Source organism: Rhizobium sp. L1K21 (assembly GCF_024055895.1).
GTDB lineage: Bacteria > Pseudomonadota > Alphaproteobacteria > Rhizobiales > Rhizobiaceae > Ensifer_A.
Map to the genome: position 1 here is coordinate 1666542 of NZ_JAMXLE010000001.1, position 17706 is coordinate 1684247.

A 17706-nucleotide genomic window follows, 5' to 3' on the forward strand; every position below is an offset into this window, starting at 1 on the left:
CCTAAAGACAAAAGAGAGCACAGCCCCGGAAAGGGGCTGCATCCGTCGCGACTGGCGAAGTGATTACTTCGCCTCGTCAGCCTTATGTTCAACGGTTTTGGCCTTATCCGAGCTTTCGTCTTCAGCCATACCCTTTTTGAAGTTTTTGATGCCCTTGGCAACGTCGCCCATCAATTCGGGAATTTTGCCGCGACCGAAGAACAGGAGCACGACCACCAATACGATGAGCCAATGCACCATGCTGAAAGAACCCATTTGAGACACTCCTCTTTATTCAGTCTTGTTGATGTAAGACCTTTGGTGCTCTTTTTCAAATACCAATATGTCTTGTTCCTTAACGTCAAGGGTGACGTCGCGCAATCCCGGCGGTAACTGGTCAGCACGAATTCGTGCTCTGACCGTCTGATCTGCGTTCGGAACAGCCAGCTCCAGGATTTCGACGAAGCCCAGAAAGCGTCGTGAGACGACCCGAGCCGGTATCGTGCCGTCACGTTCACTGACATTGACGCTTTGCAAACGCACAGCCACGCTGACCGCCTGCCCTTCCACCATGTTTACTGCAGCGCCTTTTCCAAGCGGCGTCTCAACATAGCCCTGCCCCACGACAGCTTCGAAGCGATTGATTTCGGAAAAGAAACCTGCCGTGAATATATCATTGGGACGAAGATAAAGGTCCTGCGATGTGCCGCTTTGTACGAGCTTTCCATCACGAAGAAGCGCAATCCTGTCGGCCATTCGCATGGCCTCTTCCGCATCGTGTGTCACGATAATCGCCGTTGCCTTCGACTCCCGTAGAATCGCCAGGGTCTCTGCACGCACGGTGTCCTTTAACCGGGAATCGAGGCCGGAAAATGGCTCGTCCATCAGCAAAACTGCCGGCCGTGGCGCAAGAGCGCGGGCCAGAGCCACACGTTGCTGCTCGCCGCCGGAGAGTGCATGCGGATATTTTGCCGCAGCATGGGCAAGACCGACACGCTCGAGCGCCGCCATCGCCTCGGCCTTGGCTTCCTTCTCTTTCAGCGCCGTCAGACCGAAGCGCACATTGTCGAGGATCGACATATGCGGAAAGAGCGCAAAATCCTGAAACATCAGACCGATGCCCCGCCGTTCGGGCGGTGTAAAGACGCCAGGCCCTGCAATGACGCGATCATTCAGCAGAAGGTTTCCGCCTTTTTGGATTTCGACACCAGCGGCAATGCGCAGGAGTGTCGTCTTGCCGGAACCCGACGGCCCGAGAAGACAAAGAACCTCACCTGCCTCAGCCGTCAGGGAAATACCCTTGATGGTTTCCCTGCCGTGATACGAGTGGCGGATATCCTGAAATTTCAGTTGCGCGGCAAAGGTCACACTGGCGCGACGGCTTTGCGGCACACTGGCCAGCGTCTCTGTCTTTGTTGCTCTTGCCAAGAACGGCACCAATCCGAAGTCTTGATTTCAAAGAAACCTGATCAATTCAGGAACCTTTATTCGTCTCCGGCACCCCCTGGTGTCAAGAGGCCAAGTTCTTCGAGGTCCATCTGCGTCAATGGGTCTTCCTCGTCGTCCAATTCGTCGTCATTTGGCGAGGGAATGTTGAAGTTTGCCGGAATGCGTCCCGAAAGAAGCCCCGCGCCGCGCAATTCCTCCAGTCCCGGCAGATCGCGAATTTCGTCCAGACCGAACTGGTCAAGGAAATCGAGCGTTGTGCCGAATGTCACTGGACGGCCGGGTGTGCGCCTGCGGCCACGAAATCGCACCCAGCCCGCTTCCATCAAAACATCGAGCGTGCCTTTTGATGTCTGCACGCCGCGGACTTCTTCAATTTCGGCGCGCGTCACCGGCTGGTGATAGGCTATGATCGCCAATACCTCCAGTGCGGCGCGCGAAAGCTTCTTCGGCTCTTCATTGCCATCACGCAGCATGAAGGACAGATCCGGTGCCGTGCGGAAAGCCCAGTGGCCGTCAATGCGAACGAGGTGAACACCGCGTTCGGCATAGTCCTCTTGCAGGGCCGCCATGATCGCATCGATATCGGTGTCGCCCGGCAGGCGGGCCGCAAGATAATTGCGCGAAACGGGTTCGGACGAGGCAAAGACCAGTGCTTCTGCAATCCTGTATGCCTCAACGACGCGGGCATCGGTGAGGTCGAGCCGCGCTCTCGCCTCCTCAACGTCGGTCATGGCATCTGGCAAGCCGCTTTCATGCATCGCTTGCGCCCCCGTGATCTTCATCCGCAGGCGAACGTTTCTGGCCCGGTCGCATGAAAACAGGCGCGAAAGCCTTTTCCTGACGGATTTCCAGACTTCCCTCGCGGACCAGTTCGAGGCTGGCCGCAAATGAACTGGCCATCATGGTTCGCCGGTCTTTGGGATCGGCGAGATATCGCACCAGATAACGGTCCAGCGCCACCCAGTCGGTCGCTTCACCGATCAGTCTGAACAGGATCGACTTTGCATCTGACAATGACCAGACCCGCCGCTTTTCGATCACCACATTGGTCACAGCCTGGCGCTGGCGCAGTGCGGCATAGGCGGTCAGCAGATCATAAAGGCTCGCTTCATAGGCAGATTTCTTTTCAAGCGGAATGTGCTCGGGCGCACCACGCACAAAGAAATCGCGGCCCAACCGGTCGCGGTTGATCAGGCGGCCCGCAGCTTCGCGCATGGCCTCCAGGCGCTTCAGGCGGAAGGCCAATATCGCGGCCATTTCCTCGCCGGTGGGTTCGTCATCCTTGACCTGCTGAGGAATAAGAAGGCGCGACTTCAGATAGGCGAGCCAGGCTGCCATGACCAGATAATCGGCGGCCAGTTCGATGCGCACCTTGCGCGCCTGCTCCACGAAGGCCAGATATTGCTCTGCCAATGCCAGGACGGAAATGCGGGCCAGATCCACCTTCTGGGTGCGCGCGAGATGCAGAAGAAGGTCCAGCGGACCTTCAAAGCCTGCGACATCAATCAGCAGCGCTGGATCGCTGACCGCACGCGCCTCCTTATTGTCCTGCCAGAGCGAATCCATCGGTGTTACGCCCGGCTTGTCCTTTTCCGGTTCGCTAGACCCACTCATACGACAGCCCCATGCGCGCCCATGATCGCCTCGAATTCAAGTGCCATTTCAGCCTCGACAAGGCCATCAGCTGCCGGAAAACCCGACATGACGCGCCTTGCGCGCTCAAGCGCAGAGCCAGAAAGCGCAGGCACATTGGCGGCTACAGCTTTCATCTCCTCCATAAGTCCGTTGCAGTGCAAGACCATGTCACAGCCTGCCGCGATGATGTTTGCCGCACGCTCACCAATCGAGCCTGCAAGTGCATTCATCGAGACATCGTCAGACATCAGTAGACCGTCGAAACCGATATAACCGCGCAGGATATCATCTATCACCGTCTTCGAGGTCGTTGCCGGTGCAGACGTATCCAGCGCAGTGTAAACGACATGTGCGCTCATGGCCATCAATTCACCGTTCATGCGGCGGAAGGGCTCAAAGTCATGCGCTTTCAAAACGTCGATTGGTGCATCCACGACGGGCAGGTCATGATGAGAATCAGCAAAGCCGCGACCATGGCCGGGCATGTGTTTCACGACGGGAAGCACACCGCCGGCCTTTAACCCATCAGCGGCGGCCTGCCCCATCTCGAACACGGTCAGCGGATCATGGCCATAAGCGCGGTTGCCGATCACGTCATGGCTTCCTTCGACCGGCACGTCCAGTACAGGCAGACAATTCACGTTGATCCCCAGTTTCAGAAGATCAAAAGCATGCAGCCGCGACATCAGCCAGGCGGCGCGCAAGCCCTTGTCCCGATCCGCCTGATAGACAGCGCCGAGATCAGCACCCGATGGATATTTGCGCGTCAGCGGTGGCTTGATGCGCTGAACCCGCCCGCCTTCCTGATCGATGAGGACCGGAGCGTGGTATCCGACCGTCGAGCGCAGTTCATCCACCAGCTGGCGCACCTGGCCCAGCGTTTCAATATTGCGCCCAAACAGGATGAAGCCCCATGGCCGCACATCCCGGTAGAGGGCGGCTTCTTCGGAACTTGTCGTCAGGCCTTTACAGCCAAAAATCACGGCACTTGATTCGCTCATGCTTGAAATCATAGCGGTGGCAGTCGCAAAGAGCGAATCAGCGCCGATGCCGATTCACAACAAAAGAGCGCCCGGCGGGCGCTCTCAGACTGCAAACTATACTGTTGCTGCCAATGCTATCGCGATACCAGGCAGCTGCCACCGGCAGCCTTGTAGCGCTGGCAGAGATCAACAGCTTCATCGCGCGTGCCGGCAGGGATGCGCACGCGATAATACGTACCCTTGCCCTCGATATCCGCCCTCTGGATGTCGACACCACGTCCACCAATCACCGAAGCGAAACGGGATGACAGGTTTGCATAGGTTTTCTCCGCGCTCTCCTGCGAAGGAAGCGAGGCTATCTGAACGACATAGGAGCCGGTTGGGACATTCGTCTGCTGAACTGGCGCGGCCGGTGCGGCGGCTTGATTTTCCGTAGCGGGTGCACTTGGAGTGCTCGGTGCGGAAACATTGCCCCGTTCGGTTACTGTGGAGACCACATTGACCGGCTGTTCATTCGGACGCGGCGTTGGAACCGGTGCGCCAGGCACTTCGGTTATCTGGACGGGGCGAACCGGTGCCGTCTCGTCAACCTGGGCGTTTGCAGCCTGCTCCACCGCGCTCTGACTGGTGTTCGTATCGTTTGCGCCAGTTTCGCTGTTGGTCGCGGTCTCATCAGTTGCATTTTCACCAGCTGAAGAGGCTGTCTGTGCGGCTTCAGGTTCGGGAGTTTCACGCGCAACCAGCGTGCCATCTGGCATCACGATCATGGTTTTCACCTTGCGTGGCGCAATAGTTGCAGGCTTGCCCTCGCCGGCTGAATCGCCAGCGTTTTCGTCACTCGGGAGCAAACGATCATCCTGCGGGAAAGCATCGGCAGTTTCTTCACCGTTGATTTCAAGGGGGAGAATATTTTCCTGTGCCGTCTGCTGGGCGACATCGACCGGCGCTTCTTCGGAACTGATCAGCGCTTCCTGTTTGACGGTATCGACCGAATTGCCCTCCACCTGATCGTAGACGGCCTTGTCCTGGTTGGGAACGACTGCGCCGCCCTTGTCCGCGGGCACCTCCTTGAACGGCGTATTGTCCGCAGCAATAATCGGCGGCTCTCCATCGCCGGAAAACACCGTGTCGTTGCCCGAACCGGAGTTAAGCCAGGCAAAAGCCCCGCCCACAATGACAACAACTGCCGCACCTGCGGCAACCGCCATCCAGACACCGCCCCTGCGATTGCGGCCAAGCGGGTCGACACGCTCGTCATATTCCTGGAAATTGAGCAAATCGCGGGAGTAGTCGACGGCTGCAGGCGGTACATCGTGCAGCTCTTCCTCAAGCTCGCGCTCAAAGGCAACCGTTACCGGCTCATCTTCGCGCGCCTTAACTGCGGATGCGGCTGCAGCCACGCCGAGGTTCTCGCTCAGCAGTTCGGCCATCTCCGCTTCGAATTCGTATTCATAATTCCGGTCCGAGTCCGCGGTTTTCGCATCTTCCATCGGCACATGCGGTATTTCCAGATCGGCGATGAACTCTGCATCGAGGTCAACCGGGTTGATCTGTGCCGGGTCAAAGACGAGTTCGTCAGCCGGTCGTTCGGATGATGCGCTGCGCGCCTGGCTTGCCCCAACGGCATCTGCATCGATATTTTCAAGTTCATCGAGTTCCACAGACGCCAGGTCCATCTCGAGAGTGTCAAAATCGATATCGAAGTCCAGGTCTTCTTCTGGGGCCTGCTTGTTCGTCGAGGCCGGAGCAGGTGTGGCCTTGCCCATAATCGCCTGCAGCTCCGCGAGCGGGTCAGTGGTTTCCTGCCAGACCGGTTCGACTTTTGGTGGCGGCGTCACAATTGGTGCGGCAGCAACAGGCGGGATGGTTTCTTCTTCAGCGAAATCATCCACAGCAAGAAAGTCTTCCGCCGGTGCAAAGGCATCATCGGCCTTATCGTCAGCCTCGTTCAGCGCTTCACCGGGGTGGCCCAGAACGGGCTCGGGTACCCAGCGCTCTTCCAGCGTCGAACTGTTCACACTCAGGCGTTCGTTTTTCCACTCCGCAAAGGCCGAAACCGGCTCGCTGGCGGCAGGCGCCTCCTTTTCCGGAATACCGAGCGACATTTCCAGTTCGCCCGCCATCAGGTCATCGGCTGAGACTTCGCCGTCTTCAACAGATATGTCGTCCAAAATTGCAGCACCGGTGGGTGCCGCGGAAAAGTCAGCATCAAAATCGAAGTCCGGGGACGGACCCGCAAAGGCGATGTCGGAATCATCAATCCCAAATTCACCCTCCGAAAACGCTTCAAGATCGGGAACAGGCCCCGAAAATGCAGCCTCTTCGATTGGCGTTTCACTTTCGCCAAAATCGGCCTCGATGTCTGGCACCGGCCCTGAAAATGGCGTATCAATCGTCGGCTCGTCCGCTTCAACGGCACCAGCAAACATGCCCAGCTCGTTGGCCATGGCATCTTGCAGATCGCTTTCCAGAGACGGCTCGTCCAGCGCCACCTGGGCTTTACTCATGGTTTCGGCAATATCGGACGGGTCGGTGTCTTGCTCGACAGAAGGTTCCGGCAAGGGCGCTGCGTCCTGCCCTTTGGTCTCGGCGTCCCTGGAAAACTGGATTGCACTGCCGGCATCGTAACGCTCGAACTCCTGCAACAGTTCCGCTTCCAGGTCGAAGTCAGAGGGCGCAGTCCTGGAATCCGCTACCGGGCTTTCGCGCGTCGGTTCTGCACGTTCAGGGTGGTTGGAAGCATCCAGTTCCACCAGTCGCGTCAACGCCGCAAACGGATCGTCGTCGTCTACAAATCCCGACGCCCTGTTTGCGTTACCGGTCCAATTTCTGTCAGCCATACTTCACCACTTGCATACGCTCTAAGCTTAGTGCCAGCGCAATGTGGGTAAATGGTGACAATCAGCGCATTTCCTCTGGCGCGGCGGTTCCGGTTATACCAAGTCCCGATCGCAATACTGAGGCCACTGCTTGCACCAGCCCGAGTCTGGCGATGCTCAATTCTCGGTTCTTATCGTTAACAAACCGTAAGTCTGTATTTTCCTTGCCTTTATTCCAGTGTCCGTGGAAGATTCCGGCCAGATCATACAAGTAGTACGCAATACGATGCGGCTCCATCGCAGAGGCCGCAGCTTCAACGATTCTCGGATATTCCGCCAGTTTGGCAATCAACTGAATTTCCGCAGGATCATTGATCAGGGCCGCATTTTCGCCGCTAAAGCTCAGTTTTGCAACGTCAAGACCCGGCAGGGCTTCTTCAGCCTGACGGAAAATCGACTTGCACCGTGCATGCGCATATTGCACGTAAAAAACCGGATTGTCTTTAGACTGTTCTGTGACCTTGGCAAAATCGAAGTCCAACGGTTCACTATTCTTGCGATAGATCATCATGAAACGAACCGGATCGCGACCGACCTCGTCCACCACCTCACGCAGCGTCACGAAGTCTCCGGACCGTTTGGACATCTTGACCGGCTCGCCGTTGCGGAAGAGTTTCACCAGCTGGCAAAGCAGCACGGTCAGCCTTGCATCACCGCCCGACACCGCCTTGGCAACAGCTTCCAGGCGCTTCACATAGCCACCATGGTCAGCGCCGAGAATATAGATCATCTCGGAGAAACCACGGTCGAACTTATCCTTGAAATAGGCAACATCGGCGGCAAAGTAGGTAAAGCTGCCATCCGACTTCATCAGCGGACGGTCCATATCGTCGCCCACCTCGGTCGAGCGGAACAGGGTCTGCTCACGGTCTTCCCAGTCCTCCGGCACCTGGCCCTTGGGCGGCGGCAGCGTGCCTTTGTAGACATGCCCCTTGTAGGTCAGGTCGTTGATCGCCGAGAGAATGCGCTTTCCACCATCCTGATGCAGCGTACGCTCGGAGAAGAAAACATCGTGGCTGACACCGAGGGCGGCCAGATCATCACGGATCATCGCCATCATCGCGTCAATTGCGCGGTCTTTCAAAAGCGCGAGACGCTCTTCCTCCGGCATGGAGCGCAGTTTTGTGCCGAACTCATCGGCCAGCGCCTTTCCAACGGGAACCAGATAATCGCCAGGATAGAGGCCTGGCGGAATCTCACCAACATCCTCGCCAAGCGCTTCGCGGTAGCGCAGGTAAACCGAGCGCGCAAGAACATCGATCTGCGAGCCGGCATCATTGATGTAATACTCCTTCACGACCTCGTAGCCGCTGAAGGCCAGGAGATTGGCGAGCGTGTCGCCCACCACTGCGCCACGGCAATGCCCGACATGCATGGGGCCGGTGGGGTTGGCGGAGACGTATTCGACATTGATCTTTTTGCCCACGCCGATTTTGGAGCGGCCGAACTCTTCACCGGCGTCAACCATCTTCACCAGCAGCTTCTGCCAATAAGCCTGGCCCAATCGGATATTGATGAAGCCGGGGCCTGCGACGGACACTTCCGCAATATCGCTGTCTGCTTCCAGGCCTTCGCAGATTATGGCGGCCAGCTCGCGCGGGTTTGTTCCAAGCGGCTTGGCCAGCACCATTGCCGCATTGGTGGCGACATCGCCATGGGCGGGGTCGCGCGGCGGTTCAACCGTGAGGCGGGAAAGATCGATGTCACCGCCCTGCTCTTTTACGATATCAAGCGACTGTATTACGTCTTTTATTCTTGTTTCAAAGTCGGTGAAAAGGTTCATATCATCCAGTCCTGCGGCAGGCTCCAGGCCCCGCGCAAATGGCAGTCCAGCCCATATTTTCGTTGGCCGCTGCCTATCTCAATTCAGGTGTGTGGTCAAATATCTGCTTGTGGGTGGAAATCGCAAAAGTATCCGTCATTCCGGCAATATAATCGGCGACCTGGCGGGCTCTGGCGCTTGTGGGAAGCTCCGAGATGCGGTCGAACCAATGGTGTTTGCGCATCAGTGTCGGATCGTTCATGAATGCCTCGAAAAGGTCCTTCACCATCTGTGCGGCGTCAGAGCGTATCTGCATGATATGCGGATGACGGTAGATGCGCGAAAACAGCATCTTCTTGATCGCCTTGTCGGTTTTCGACATTTCCTGAGAAAACTCGATCATGGTCACGCCGGCACTGCGAATGTCATCCGCCGATTGCGGCTGCACCTGATCAAGGCGCTTTTGGGCCACGCCGATAACATCCTCAATCATCCGGGTGATCTGCCGCCGCATCATTTCGTGCGTCAGGCGTGACGGGTCAAGCCCGGGATAAAGGTCCAGAACCTCGCGGTGGAGATCGGCCAGAAACGGCACTTCATCCAGCATGTCGAAGGTCAGATAACCTGAGCGCAGGCCGTCATCAATATCGTGCGTATTGTAGGCGATATCGTCTGCAATGGCAGCAACTTGCGCCTCCAAGCTGGCGTAGCTTCCGATCTCCAGATCGTGGATCATGCAATAGTCGAGAATCGGTTGTGGAACGGGCCCTTTCCTGCCCTCACCTTTTTTATCCAGCAGCGGACCGTTGTGCTTGACGAGACCCTCGAGGCTTTCCCAGGTCAGATTAATACCATCAAATTCGGCGTATCGGCGCTCAAGCTTTGTCACGACCCGCAGCGACTGCGCATTGTGGTCGAAGCCGCCCCAGCCTTCCATCACTTCATGCAACGCGTCCTCGCCTGTATGGCCAAAAGGCGTGTGGCCAAAATCGTGAACCAGCGCAACGCCTTCGGCCAGATCTTCATCAAGCCGCATGGCGCGGGCCAGTGCGCGGGCAATCTGCGCCACCTCAATCGTATGGGTGAGCCGGGTACGATAGTGATCGCCGTCGCTGGCAATAAATACCTGCGTCTTGTGCTTCAGTCGACGGAAGGCGGTTGTATGCACGATACGGTCGCGGTCACGCTGGAAATCCGAACGGGTCGGGCTCTCGCCTTCCGCGTAAAGCCGACCACGTGTTTTCCAGGGATCGGAGGCATAAACCGCCCGTTCGCCATAACCAAAGCCAAGTCTCTGTCTATCAAAATTCATGAATTTTTCTTGCGTGTTGTTGTCGGCATCTCTTAACACCAGATTGCACCGCTGAGACCACATTTGAATGGCAACTGCGAATAATTTCTCTGATTTTGACGCCTTTGGACTTGAAATGCACCCGCTCACCGCTCAATTTCAGGCGATATTCATCAGACTCACCGGATCTTGACCCCGGCTGGAGGAAGACAATGAGTGAAAACAGCGTAACCATTACAGAAAGTGCCGCCAAGCGCATCGCCACGATCCTTGCCAGCGAGCCCGGCAAGACGGCTCTGAGAGTGTCGGTCGAAGGCGGCGGCTGTTCGGGCTTTTCCTACAAGTATGATCTTGTGGATGAAGAGGAAGCCGACGACCTGATTCTCGAGCGGGATTCGGCCCGGGTTCTCATTGACCCGATGTCGCTCAATTTCATGGGTGGATCGCAAATCGACTTCGTCGACAACCTGCTCGGACAGTCCTTTCAGATCAATAATCCCAATGCGGTGGCCAATTGCGGCTGCGGCACCAGTTTCTCAATCTGATCGACTCCAAACAACAGCTTTGCCGTACAAGAATTCAGGCGGGTTTCCCCGCCTGATTGTGTTTTACGCGCTCTTTTCTTCGGGAAGAACCAGCGACAGGATAATGGCGCTCAAGCCGGAAAGCGTGATCGGTGTTGCAAATACCTGCTGAACGACGGTCGGAAGGCCTTTCACAGCATCCGGCACCAGCGTCACACCAAGACCGAGGCCAAAGGAAATGGCCATGATGTAGACCTTGCGTTTGTCGATCTCCTGCGTTGCCAGGATACGGATCCCGGCAACGGCAATCGTGCCAAACAGCACCAGTGTTGCCCCGCCGAGAACCGGCTTTGGTATCAGCGTGAATACACCGCCGATAATGGGGAAGAAGCCCAGAATCACCAGAATGGCTGCGATATAGAGCCCGACATGGCGGCTGGCGACCCCGGTCAACTGGATAACACCGTTGTTCTGGCTAAAGGTCGTATTCGGGAAGGTGTTGAAAATCGCGGCCAGCCCTGAATTGATGCCGTCGGCCAAAACACCGCCTTTGATGCGGCGCAGGTAGACCTCGCCCTCAACCGGTTCACCGGATACAACGGAGTTCGCCGTCAGGTCTCCGGTCGTCTCGATCGCCGTGATCAGGTAGATGAAGGCGATTGGCAGAAACAGGCCGAGGTCGAAGCTGAAGCCATATTTGAATGGTATCGGCAGCGCGAAAATCGGCTGCGTGCCGAGGCTTGAAAAGTTCACCTTTCCAAGCGCTGCCGCGACGATGAATCCTGCCACAAGGCCCAGCATGATGGCCGCAATGCGCAACATCGGATTCTTCTGGAAGGTAAATGCCAGAATCACAACCACCACGATCGCGCCGAGGGCAAGGTTGACCGGACTTCCAAGGTCTTCTGCACCCACACCTCCGGCAAAATCGGTGAAGCCGACCTTGACGAGACTGAGACCGATGATCGTGATCACGATGCCTGTGACGGTCGGTGTAATGATCCGGTCAAGCTTGGTGATGAACTGGCTGAGAATGACCTCAACAAGGCAACCCACGAGGCAAACGCCAAAGATCATGGCCAGAATGTCTTCCGGTGTACCGCCTTCAGCCTTCACGCCAAAACCTGCAGCCAAGATGGCCCCCAGAAATGCAAAGCTGGTTCCCTGGACACTCAAGAGGCCTGAGCCGACCGGCCCGATGCGCCGGCTCTGGATGAACGTCGCCACACCTGAAACGAAAAGCGACATCGAAATCAGATAGGGTACATGTTCGCCCAGTCCCAAAACACCCCCGATGACGAGAGACGGCGTGACGATGCCCACGATGCTGGCCAGAACGTGCTGGAATGCGGCCAGGACCGCCGGACCCGGCGACGGTTTGTCCGTCAATTTATAGACCATACCGGTCGATGCGCTGCTTGCTGGTTCGCTCATTCTGTTGTCCCCTGTTGATGGAAGAAAAGCGCAGCCAATCTCGTTTAAGTCCCCGTCAGCCTGTCGCCCAAAATATATGCAAGCACATTGTTTGTTCATGCACAAGAATGTCTGTGCAATTCCAACACCCATTCAATGCCGTAGGCGGTCGCCGGCTTGCCTTCCCATTTCAAAGCGTCGATAAGTTGGGGCAGAGGAAATATGCGCTGACCGATTGGGCCAAAATGAAAATCGTCACCTGGAACATCAATGGCGTTCGCGCCCGGATCGAAAATCTGCTCACGTGGCTGAAGGAATCCGACCCGGACATCGTTTGCCTTCAGGAGATCAAGTCCCAGGACGAGAATTTCCCCCGTGCGGCAATTGAAGACGCCGGCTATCACGTCGAGACACATGGGCAGAAGGGCTTCAACGGCGTTGCTCTTCTCTCCAAGATCAAACCCGATGAAATCAATCGCGGCCTGCCAGGCGATGATGGTGACGAACAGGCACGCTTCATCGAAGGCATCTACTCTGTCGAAAATGGAGTGGTGCGGGTCTGCTCGCTCTATCTGCCGAACGGAAATCCGCCCGACGATCCGGTCAAATATCCCTATAAGCTCAATTGGATGGAGCGGCTTCGCAGTTTCGCGGAAGAGCGCCTAACGTTAGAGGAACCTCTTATCCTCGCGGGAGACTATAACGTGATTCCCGAGCCGCATGACTGCCATGATCCGGCTGTCTGGGCGGGTGATGCGCTGTTCCTGCCCAAAACACGGCATTCGTTTCGACGGCTTGAAAACCTCGGCCTCACGGATGCGCTGAGAGCCTCCAGCGACGCCGTGCCTGTCTACACGTTCTGGGATTATCAGGCTGGCGCATGGCAGAAGAATAATGGCATCCGCATCGACCACCTCATGCTTTCGCCCGAAGCGGCGGACCGGCTGCAATCGGTCGCCGTTGAAAAGCATGTGCGTGCCTGGGAAAAGCCATCGGACCACGTGCCGGTGGCGGGCTATTTCAATTTCGGTTGAAACGTCAGTACGAGATTGACGCGACGGACACGCGCGCCCGTTTACTGCGCCGATGCAAGGAAGGTCGGGTCGCTTGCCAGTGCCACGGCCCCGCGCCGTTCGTCTTCGCTGGCAACGGAAAACGCCTTTTCCTGCATCGCCGACATCCACTCGCAATCTTTTGGGCTGCAATGGTTCAGTGCGTTGGTCATGAATGCCAGCCCGCGCACGCGCTTGCCTTCCTGAAAGATCAGATTGCCGAACAGCGCCGTTGCGCCCATGTGGCCCTTCTTGCGCGCGAGGTTGAGCCACTTCTTGGCCTGTTGAACATCGTCGCGGCCACCCTCGCCTGCCAATATCATCTGCGCCAGGCGAAATTGCGCCTCATCGTCGCCAAATGTCGAGGCCGCCTGAAAATAAAGCTGCCATGCAATCGAAAGGTCGGGCTTGACCGGGCTGTGGGCAATGCCATTTTTATAATAGTCAGCCAGCGATGTCAGCGCATTGCTGAAATAGCGGCCTTCCGCAGACCCGGGCTCGACACCAGCGCGGGCGATCTGCGAGAAAATCTTGAAGGCCTCGTAGTCGTCCTTCGATACGCCGTCACCGGAGGCGTACATTTTCGCAAGAGCCCATTGCGATGCGGTATGTCCTTGCTCAGCGGCATAGCGGTAAGCTTCCACCGCATCACTTTTCTGACCGGATTTATAGGCCTGATAACCGAACCGGAAAAGAACGCCGGGACCGGAGTCCTTGCTCACGCCCGCATTGGGGTCAAAGGCCGAACAATTTGATGCTGTGGACGCCAATATGGCAGCAGCAAGCCCCGCAGATGCGAAGACACCGGCCCTAGACGCATATCCAAACATGTTTTCTCACTTTTCTCCACTGCGCGGTCAGCCTCATGGCGACAGCGGCGCAGCACTTCTTTAATTTCTTGCGGGCACATCGCCCGTTTTCCATTGACCCAAACCTGCACCCGGTTTGTGGCGGGAAATGGACAATATCGCCGCTGGAAATATCCATAGCAGAAGAATGGAAATAAAGTGTTGCGGAATCGTCACGATCGCATCGCAAACGAAATCCGGCACCTGCGGGAGATGCCGGATGTCAATTTTCGATTTCTGGAGGCGATGAGACGGTCGGTTTTCAGCCGGCTTCATTCACCCGTGCCAAAGCGGTCAGAAGGCTTGCTTTTTGCTGCTCGAGTTCATCCTTGCGTTCACGCTCGGCTTCAACCACTTCCGGCTTGGCATTGGCCACGAATTTCTCATTGGAAAGCTTGCCGTTGATCTTCGCCAGATCACCCTCCAACTTCGAAAGCGCCTTTTCAATGCGGGCTTTCTCAGCCGTCAGATCGATCAGGTTGCCGAGCGGCAGGCAGGCCGTTGCCTCACGCACCACCACCTGCGCCGCGCCCTTGGGCGCTGCCGAGGCCAAGCTGATTTCCTCAGTGCGCGCAAGCCGCTTGATGGCCGCATCATGGCGCTTGAGGCGTTCAGCCGTCAGCACATTCGCATTGACGACCACCAGGGGTGCGGTCGCCGCCGGCGGCACGTTCATTTCCGCACGCGCGGAACGAATGCCGGAAATGAGATCGATCAGCCAGTTGATTTCATCGGCTGACGCATCGTCATCAAAGTCCGGGGTCGGCCAGTCGGCGTGGCAGAGCAGCGACTTGCGCTCGGTGCCTTCGGCTGCCGTGCGCGCCCAAAGCTCTTCCGTCATGAACGGCATAAAGGGATGAAGCAACTTGTAGGTTTCTTCCAGCACATAAGCGGCAGTCGCCTGTGCTTCCTTCTTGGCGCCTTCGTCATCGCCGTTGAACACAGGCTTCAGAAGTTCCAGATACCAGTCGCAGAACTGGTTCCATACAAATTTGTAAATCGTTCCCGCTGCATCATTGAAGCGATAAGCCTCAATGCTTGCCGTCACTTCTTTGGCGGTGCGCGAAAGTTCAGTCAAAATCCAGCGGTTGACGGTCTGTGTTGTCGTTTCGGGAAGGAAATGCGGATCGGCCTGAACACCGTTCATCTCCGCAAAGCGCGTCGCATTCCAGAGCTTGGTGCCGAAATTGCGGTAGCCCGCGATGCGCGCCGGATCGAGCTTCACGTCCCGGCCCTGAGCGGCCATGATCGCCAGCGTGAAACGAAGCGCATCGGCACCGTATTCGTCGATCAGTTCCAGCGGGTCGATGACGTTGCCCTTGGACTTCGACATCTTCTGGCCGTTCTTGTCCCGCACCAGCGCATGGACATAGACCGTGTGGAACGGCTCGATGGGATTGCCTTCCTGATCTTCCATGAAGTGGAGGCCCATCATCATCATGCGGGCGACCCAGAAGAAGATGATATCGAAGCCGGTGATCAGTACATCCGTCTGATAATAGCGCGCCAGTTCCGGGGTCTCGTCCGGCCAACCGAGTGTGGAGAAAGGCCAGAGTGCAGACGAGAACCAGGTGTCGAGCACATCTTCATCGCGCGTGAGAATTTCACCCGGCTTGAAGTCTTCGAGCTTTTCCTCCACCCAGGCCTTCCACGGGCCTTCATGGGAAATATAGTGCTGGATGGCCGCATGCAGGGCTGCTTCTTCGTCCTTTTCAACGAAAACCTGGCCGTCGGGGCCATACCATGCCGGAATCTGATGGCCCCACCAGAGCTGGCGCGAAATGCACCAGGGCTCGATGTTTTCCATCCATTCGAAATAGGTCTTTTCCCAGTTTTTCGGCACGAAATTGGTGCGGCCTTCGCGCACAGATTCGATGGCCGGCTGGGCCAGCGTCTTGGCGTCGGCGAACCACTGGTCCGTCAGCATCGGCTCGATAACCACGTGCGAGCGGTCGCCGAAGGGCTGCATGATCTTCTTGTTTTCGACGAAGGGAACCTCGTTGCCGTCCTCGTCCTTCACCGTAACGGCAAGGCCTTCAGCATTGATTGCCGCGACAATTTTCTGGCGGGCCTCGAAACGATCAAGCCCACGATATTCTTCCGGCACGAGATTGATGGCATCAACCTCCTCCTCGCTTGGCAGCTCGCCACCCTTTGCGATTTCGACCGCCTTGGCTGCACATTCTGCATAGGGCGCGCCATCGTCGCGCATCGCCGCCTTCACGTCCATCAGACGATAGAGCGGAATGTGATTGCGCTTGGCAACCTGATAGTCGTTGAAATCATGCGCGCCCGTGATCTTGACCGCACCCGAACCGAATGTGGGGTCCGGATACTCGTCCGTGATGATCGGGATCAGGCGGCGATGTTCTTTCGGGCCGACCGGAATTTCGCAGAGCTTGCCAACAATGGCTGCATAACGCTCATCGGACGGATGAACGGCAACCGCGCCATCGCCCAGCATGGTTTCGGGTCGCGTGGTCGCGATGGAAATATAGTTGCGCTCCTCGGAAAACGTGACGTTGCCGTCTTCGTCCTTTTCGACATAGGTGTATGTCTCGCCGCCGGCCAGCGGATATTTGAAATGCCACATATGGCCATCAACTTCGGTATTCTCGACTTCGAGATCGGAAATCGCCGTTTCGAATTTGGGATCCCAGTTGACCAGCCGCTTGCCGCGATAAATCAGGCCTTCCTTGTAGAGCGTGACGAAGACTTCGATTACGGCCTTGGAGAGCCCCTCATCCATGGTGAAGCGTTCGCGCGACCAGTCGCACGAGGCACCGAGGCGCTTCAACTGGTTGAAGATCAGCCCGCCGGATTCTTCCTTCCAGGTCCAGACTTTCTCGATGAAGGCGTCGCGGCCTATTTCGCGGCGACCGAGCTCCTGGCGCTCGGCCATCTGACGCTCGACCACCATCTGGGTCGCAATGCCTGCATGGTCCATGCCCGGCTGCCACAGAACGTCCTTGCCGCGCATGCGCTCAAAACGCACCAGAATGTCCTGCAGCGTATTGTTCAGCGCGTGACCCATGTGCAGCGAGCCGGTCACATTCGGCGGCGGGATCACAATGCAGAAACTGTCCTCGCCCGGCTTGGCGTTCGCGCCAGCACGGAATGCGTCTGCCTCATCCCATTTCTTGGCGATTTCCGGCTCAACGGCGGCAGAATCATAGGTTTTATCAAGCATTGTGTGACCAGCTTTTTTCGAGAGAAAACAACAGGCGGCTTGTAAACCGGATGGGGCGGGGTAAGTCAACAGCAAAGCCGCCCCGCATATCGTCGCGGAGCGGTTTGCCGATCTCGGCAGGCGTTAAAAATCAACCGGCGATATAGGCCTTGATCTGCTCTGCTTCCATTTCCATCCGGGCAATATGGGCTTTCACCGCATCACCGATCGAGATGATGCCACCGAGTTTGCCGTCCGTTTCAACCGGCAGGTGGCGAATTTTGCGGCTGTTCATCACCTGCATCACCTCTTCCACCGTCATGTCTTCCGTGCAACGGTAGACATTTGTCACCATGGCCGAAGATACAGGCCGGTCGAGGCACTCCGCGCCATGGCGGCCGATTGCGGTGACGATATCACGCTCGGACAGGATGCCCTTGATGCTTTTCTGATCGTCGGAAATGACGACGACACCGATGCGATTTTCATAAAGATGGCGGGCTGCCGTTCTCAGCGTGATTTCCGGATCAACCGTCACCACGTTGCGCCCTTTCAGATCAAGGATGGTTTTTACTGACATTCCGGCCTCCTCTGCCTTTATCGAGAGGGCAAACACACCAGGTGCGCCTCTATGTTCATTGAGAGGCATGCGCGCCGGGTTGCGCTGAAAAGCCCGGCAAGCATGCCGCTTCAGACCGAGATACGAAGCTTTCATCCCCTCC

The 17706-nt window shown here is 57.0% G+C and carries 14 protein-coding genes; 2 read left to right on the top strand and 12 right to left on the bottom strand.

Annotation, left to right across the window (positions count from 1 at the left end; genetic code table 11):
• Window positions 1–63: 63 nt before the first annotated feature.
• The 8 genes from NHF56_RS07965 to NHF56_RS08000 all read right to left on the bottom strand — a co-directional run bounded on the left by NHF56_RS07965 (window position 64) and on the right by NHF56_RS08000 (window position 9999).
• Entirely contained in the window at window positions 64–255 is a 192-nt protein-coding gene (locus NHF56_RS07965; RefSeq protein WP_252803171.1) for a twin-arginine translocase TatA/TatE family subunit, read from the bottom strand.
• 15 nt (window positions 256–270) lie between these two features.
• Window positions 271–1407, bottom strand: coding sequence for an ABC transporter ATP-binding protein (locus NHF56_RS07970; protein WP_252803174.1), 1137 nt, complete (start codon window positions 1405–1407; stop codon window positions 271–273).
• Window positions 1408–1463: 56 nt separating this feature from the next.
• On the bottom strand, window positions 1464–2159 hold the full coding sequence (gene scpB, locus NHF56_RS07975) for an SMC-Scp complex subunit ScpB (protein WP_252804920.1): 696 nt from the start codon (window positions 2157–2159) through the stop codon (window positions 1464–1466).
• 19 nt (window positions 2160–2178) lie between these two features.
• Window positions 2179–3042 (bottom strand): ScpA family protein, encoded by an 864-nt coding sequence (locus NHF56_RS07980; protein WP_252803176.1) that lies wholly within the window; start codon window positions 3040–3042, stop codon window positions 2179–2181.
• Window positions 3039–4064 (bottom strand): beta-N-acetylhexosaminidase, encoded by a 1026-nt coding sequence (nagZ, locus tag NHF56_RS07985; protein WP_252803178.1) that lies wholly within the window; start codon window positions 4062–4064, stop codon window positions 3039–3041. The genes NHF56_RS07980 and nagZ overlap by 4 nt, the downstream gene beginning before the upstream one ends.
• A 116-nt stretch (window positions 4065–4180) precedes the next feature.
• The gene (locus NHF56_RS07990) at window positions 4181–6886 is read right to left on the bottom strand and encodes an SPOR domain-containing protein (RefSeq protein ID WP_252803181.1); all 2706 of its coding nucleotides are present in this window, start codon (window positions 6884–6886) and stop codon (window positions 4181–4183) included.
• Between the two features lie 61 nt (window positions 6887–6947).
• The gene (gene argS / locus NHF56_RS07995) at window positions 6948–8708 is read right to left on the bottom strand and encodes an arginine--tRNA ligase (RefSeq protein WP_252803185.1); all 1761 of its coding nucleotides are present in this window, start codon (window positions 8706–8708) and stop codon (window positions 6948–6950) included.
• Window positions 8709–8781: 73 nt separating this feature from the next.
• Window positions 8782–9999 carry a deoxyguanosinetriphosphate triphosphohydrolase gene (locus NHF56_RS08000; RefSeq protein ID WP_252803187.1) on the bottom strand — a complete coding sequence of 406 codons (1218 nt, stop codon included), beginning with the start codon at window positions 9997–9999 and terminating at the stop codon, window positions 8782–8784.
• 191 nt (window positions 10000–10190) lie between these two features.
• Between NHF56_RS08000 and erpA the strand changes: the two genes are divergently transcribed.
• The gene (gene erpA, locus NHF56_RS08005) at window positions 10191–10523 is read left to right on the top strand and encodes an iron-sulfur cluster insertion protein ErpA (protein WP_252803189.1); all 333 of its coding nucleotides are present in this window, start codon (window positions 10191–10193) and stop codon (window positions 10521–10523) included.
• Between the two features lie 63 nt (window positions 10524–10586).
• Here erpA and NHF56_RS08010 read toward each other — a convergent pair whose 3' ends face one another.
• Window positions 10587–11936 (bottom strand): uracil-xanthine permease family protein, encoded by a 1350-nt coding sequence (locus NHF56_RS08010; RefSeq protein ID WP_252803191.1) that lies wholly within the window; start codon window positions 11934–11936, stop codon window positions 10587–10589.
• 224 nt (window positions 11937–12160) lie between these two features.
• Between NHF56_RS08010 and xth the strand changes: the two genes are divergently transcribed.
• Window positions 12161–12949, top strand: coding sequence for an exodeoxyribonuclease III (gene xth, locus NHF56_RS08015; RefSeq protein ID WP_252804922.1), 789 nt, complete (start codon window positions 12161–12163; stop codon window positions 12947–12949).
• 41 nt (window positions 12950–12990) lie between these two features.
• Here the strand turns inward: xth and NHF56_RS08020 are convergent, their stop codons facing one another.
• The 3 genes from NHF56_RS08020 to NHF56_RS08030 all read right to left on the bottom strand — a co-directional run bounded on the left by NHF56_RS08020 (window position 12991) and on the right by NHF56_RS08030 (window position 17564).
• Window positions 12991–13797: a tetratricopeptide repeat protein gene (locus NHF56_RS08020; RefSeq protein WP_252803193.1), complete on the bottom strand. Its 807-nt coding sequence runs from the start codon at window positions 13795–13797 to the stop codon at window positions 12991–12993.
• Between the two features lie 280 nt (window positions 13798–14077).
• On the bottom strand, window positions 14078–17005 hold the full coding sequence (locus NHF56_RS08025; protein WP_252803195.1) for a valine--tRNA ligase: 2928 nt from the start codon (window positions 17003–17005) through the stop codon (window positions 14078–14080).
• 130 nt (window positions 17006–17135) lie between these two features.
• Window positions 17136–17564 carry a CBS domain-containing protein gene (locus NHF56_RS08030; protein ID WP_252803197.1) on the bottom strand — a complete coding sequence of 143 codons (429 nt, stop codon included), beginning with the start codon at window positions 17562–17564 and terminating at the stop codon, window positions 17136–17138.
• Window positions 17565–17706 lie beyond the last annotated feature (142 nt).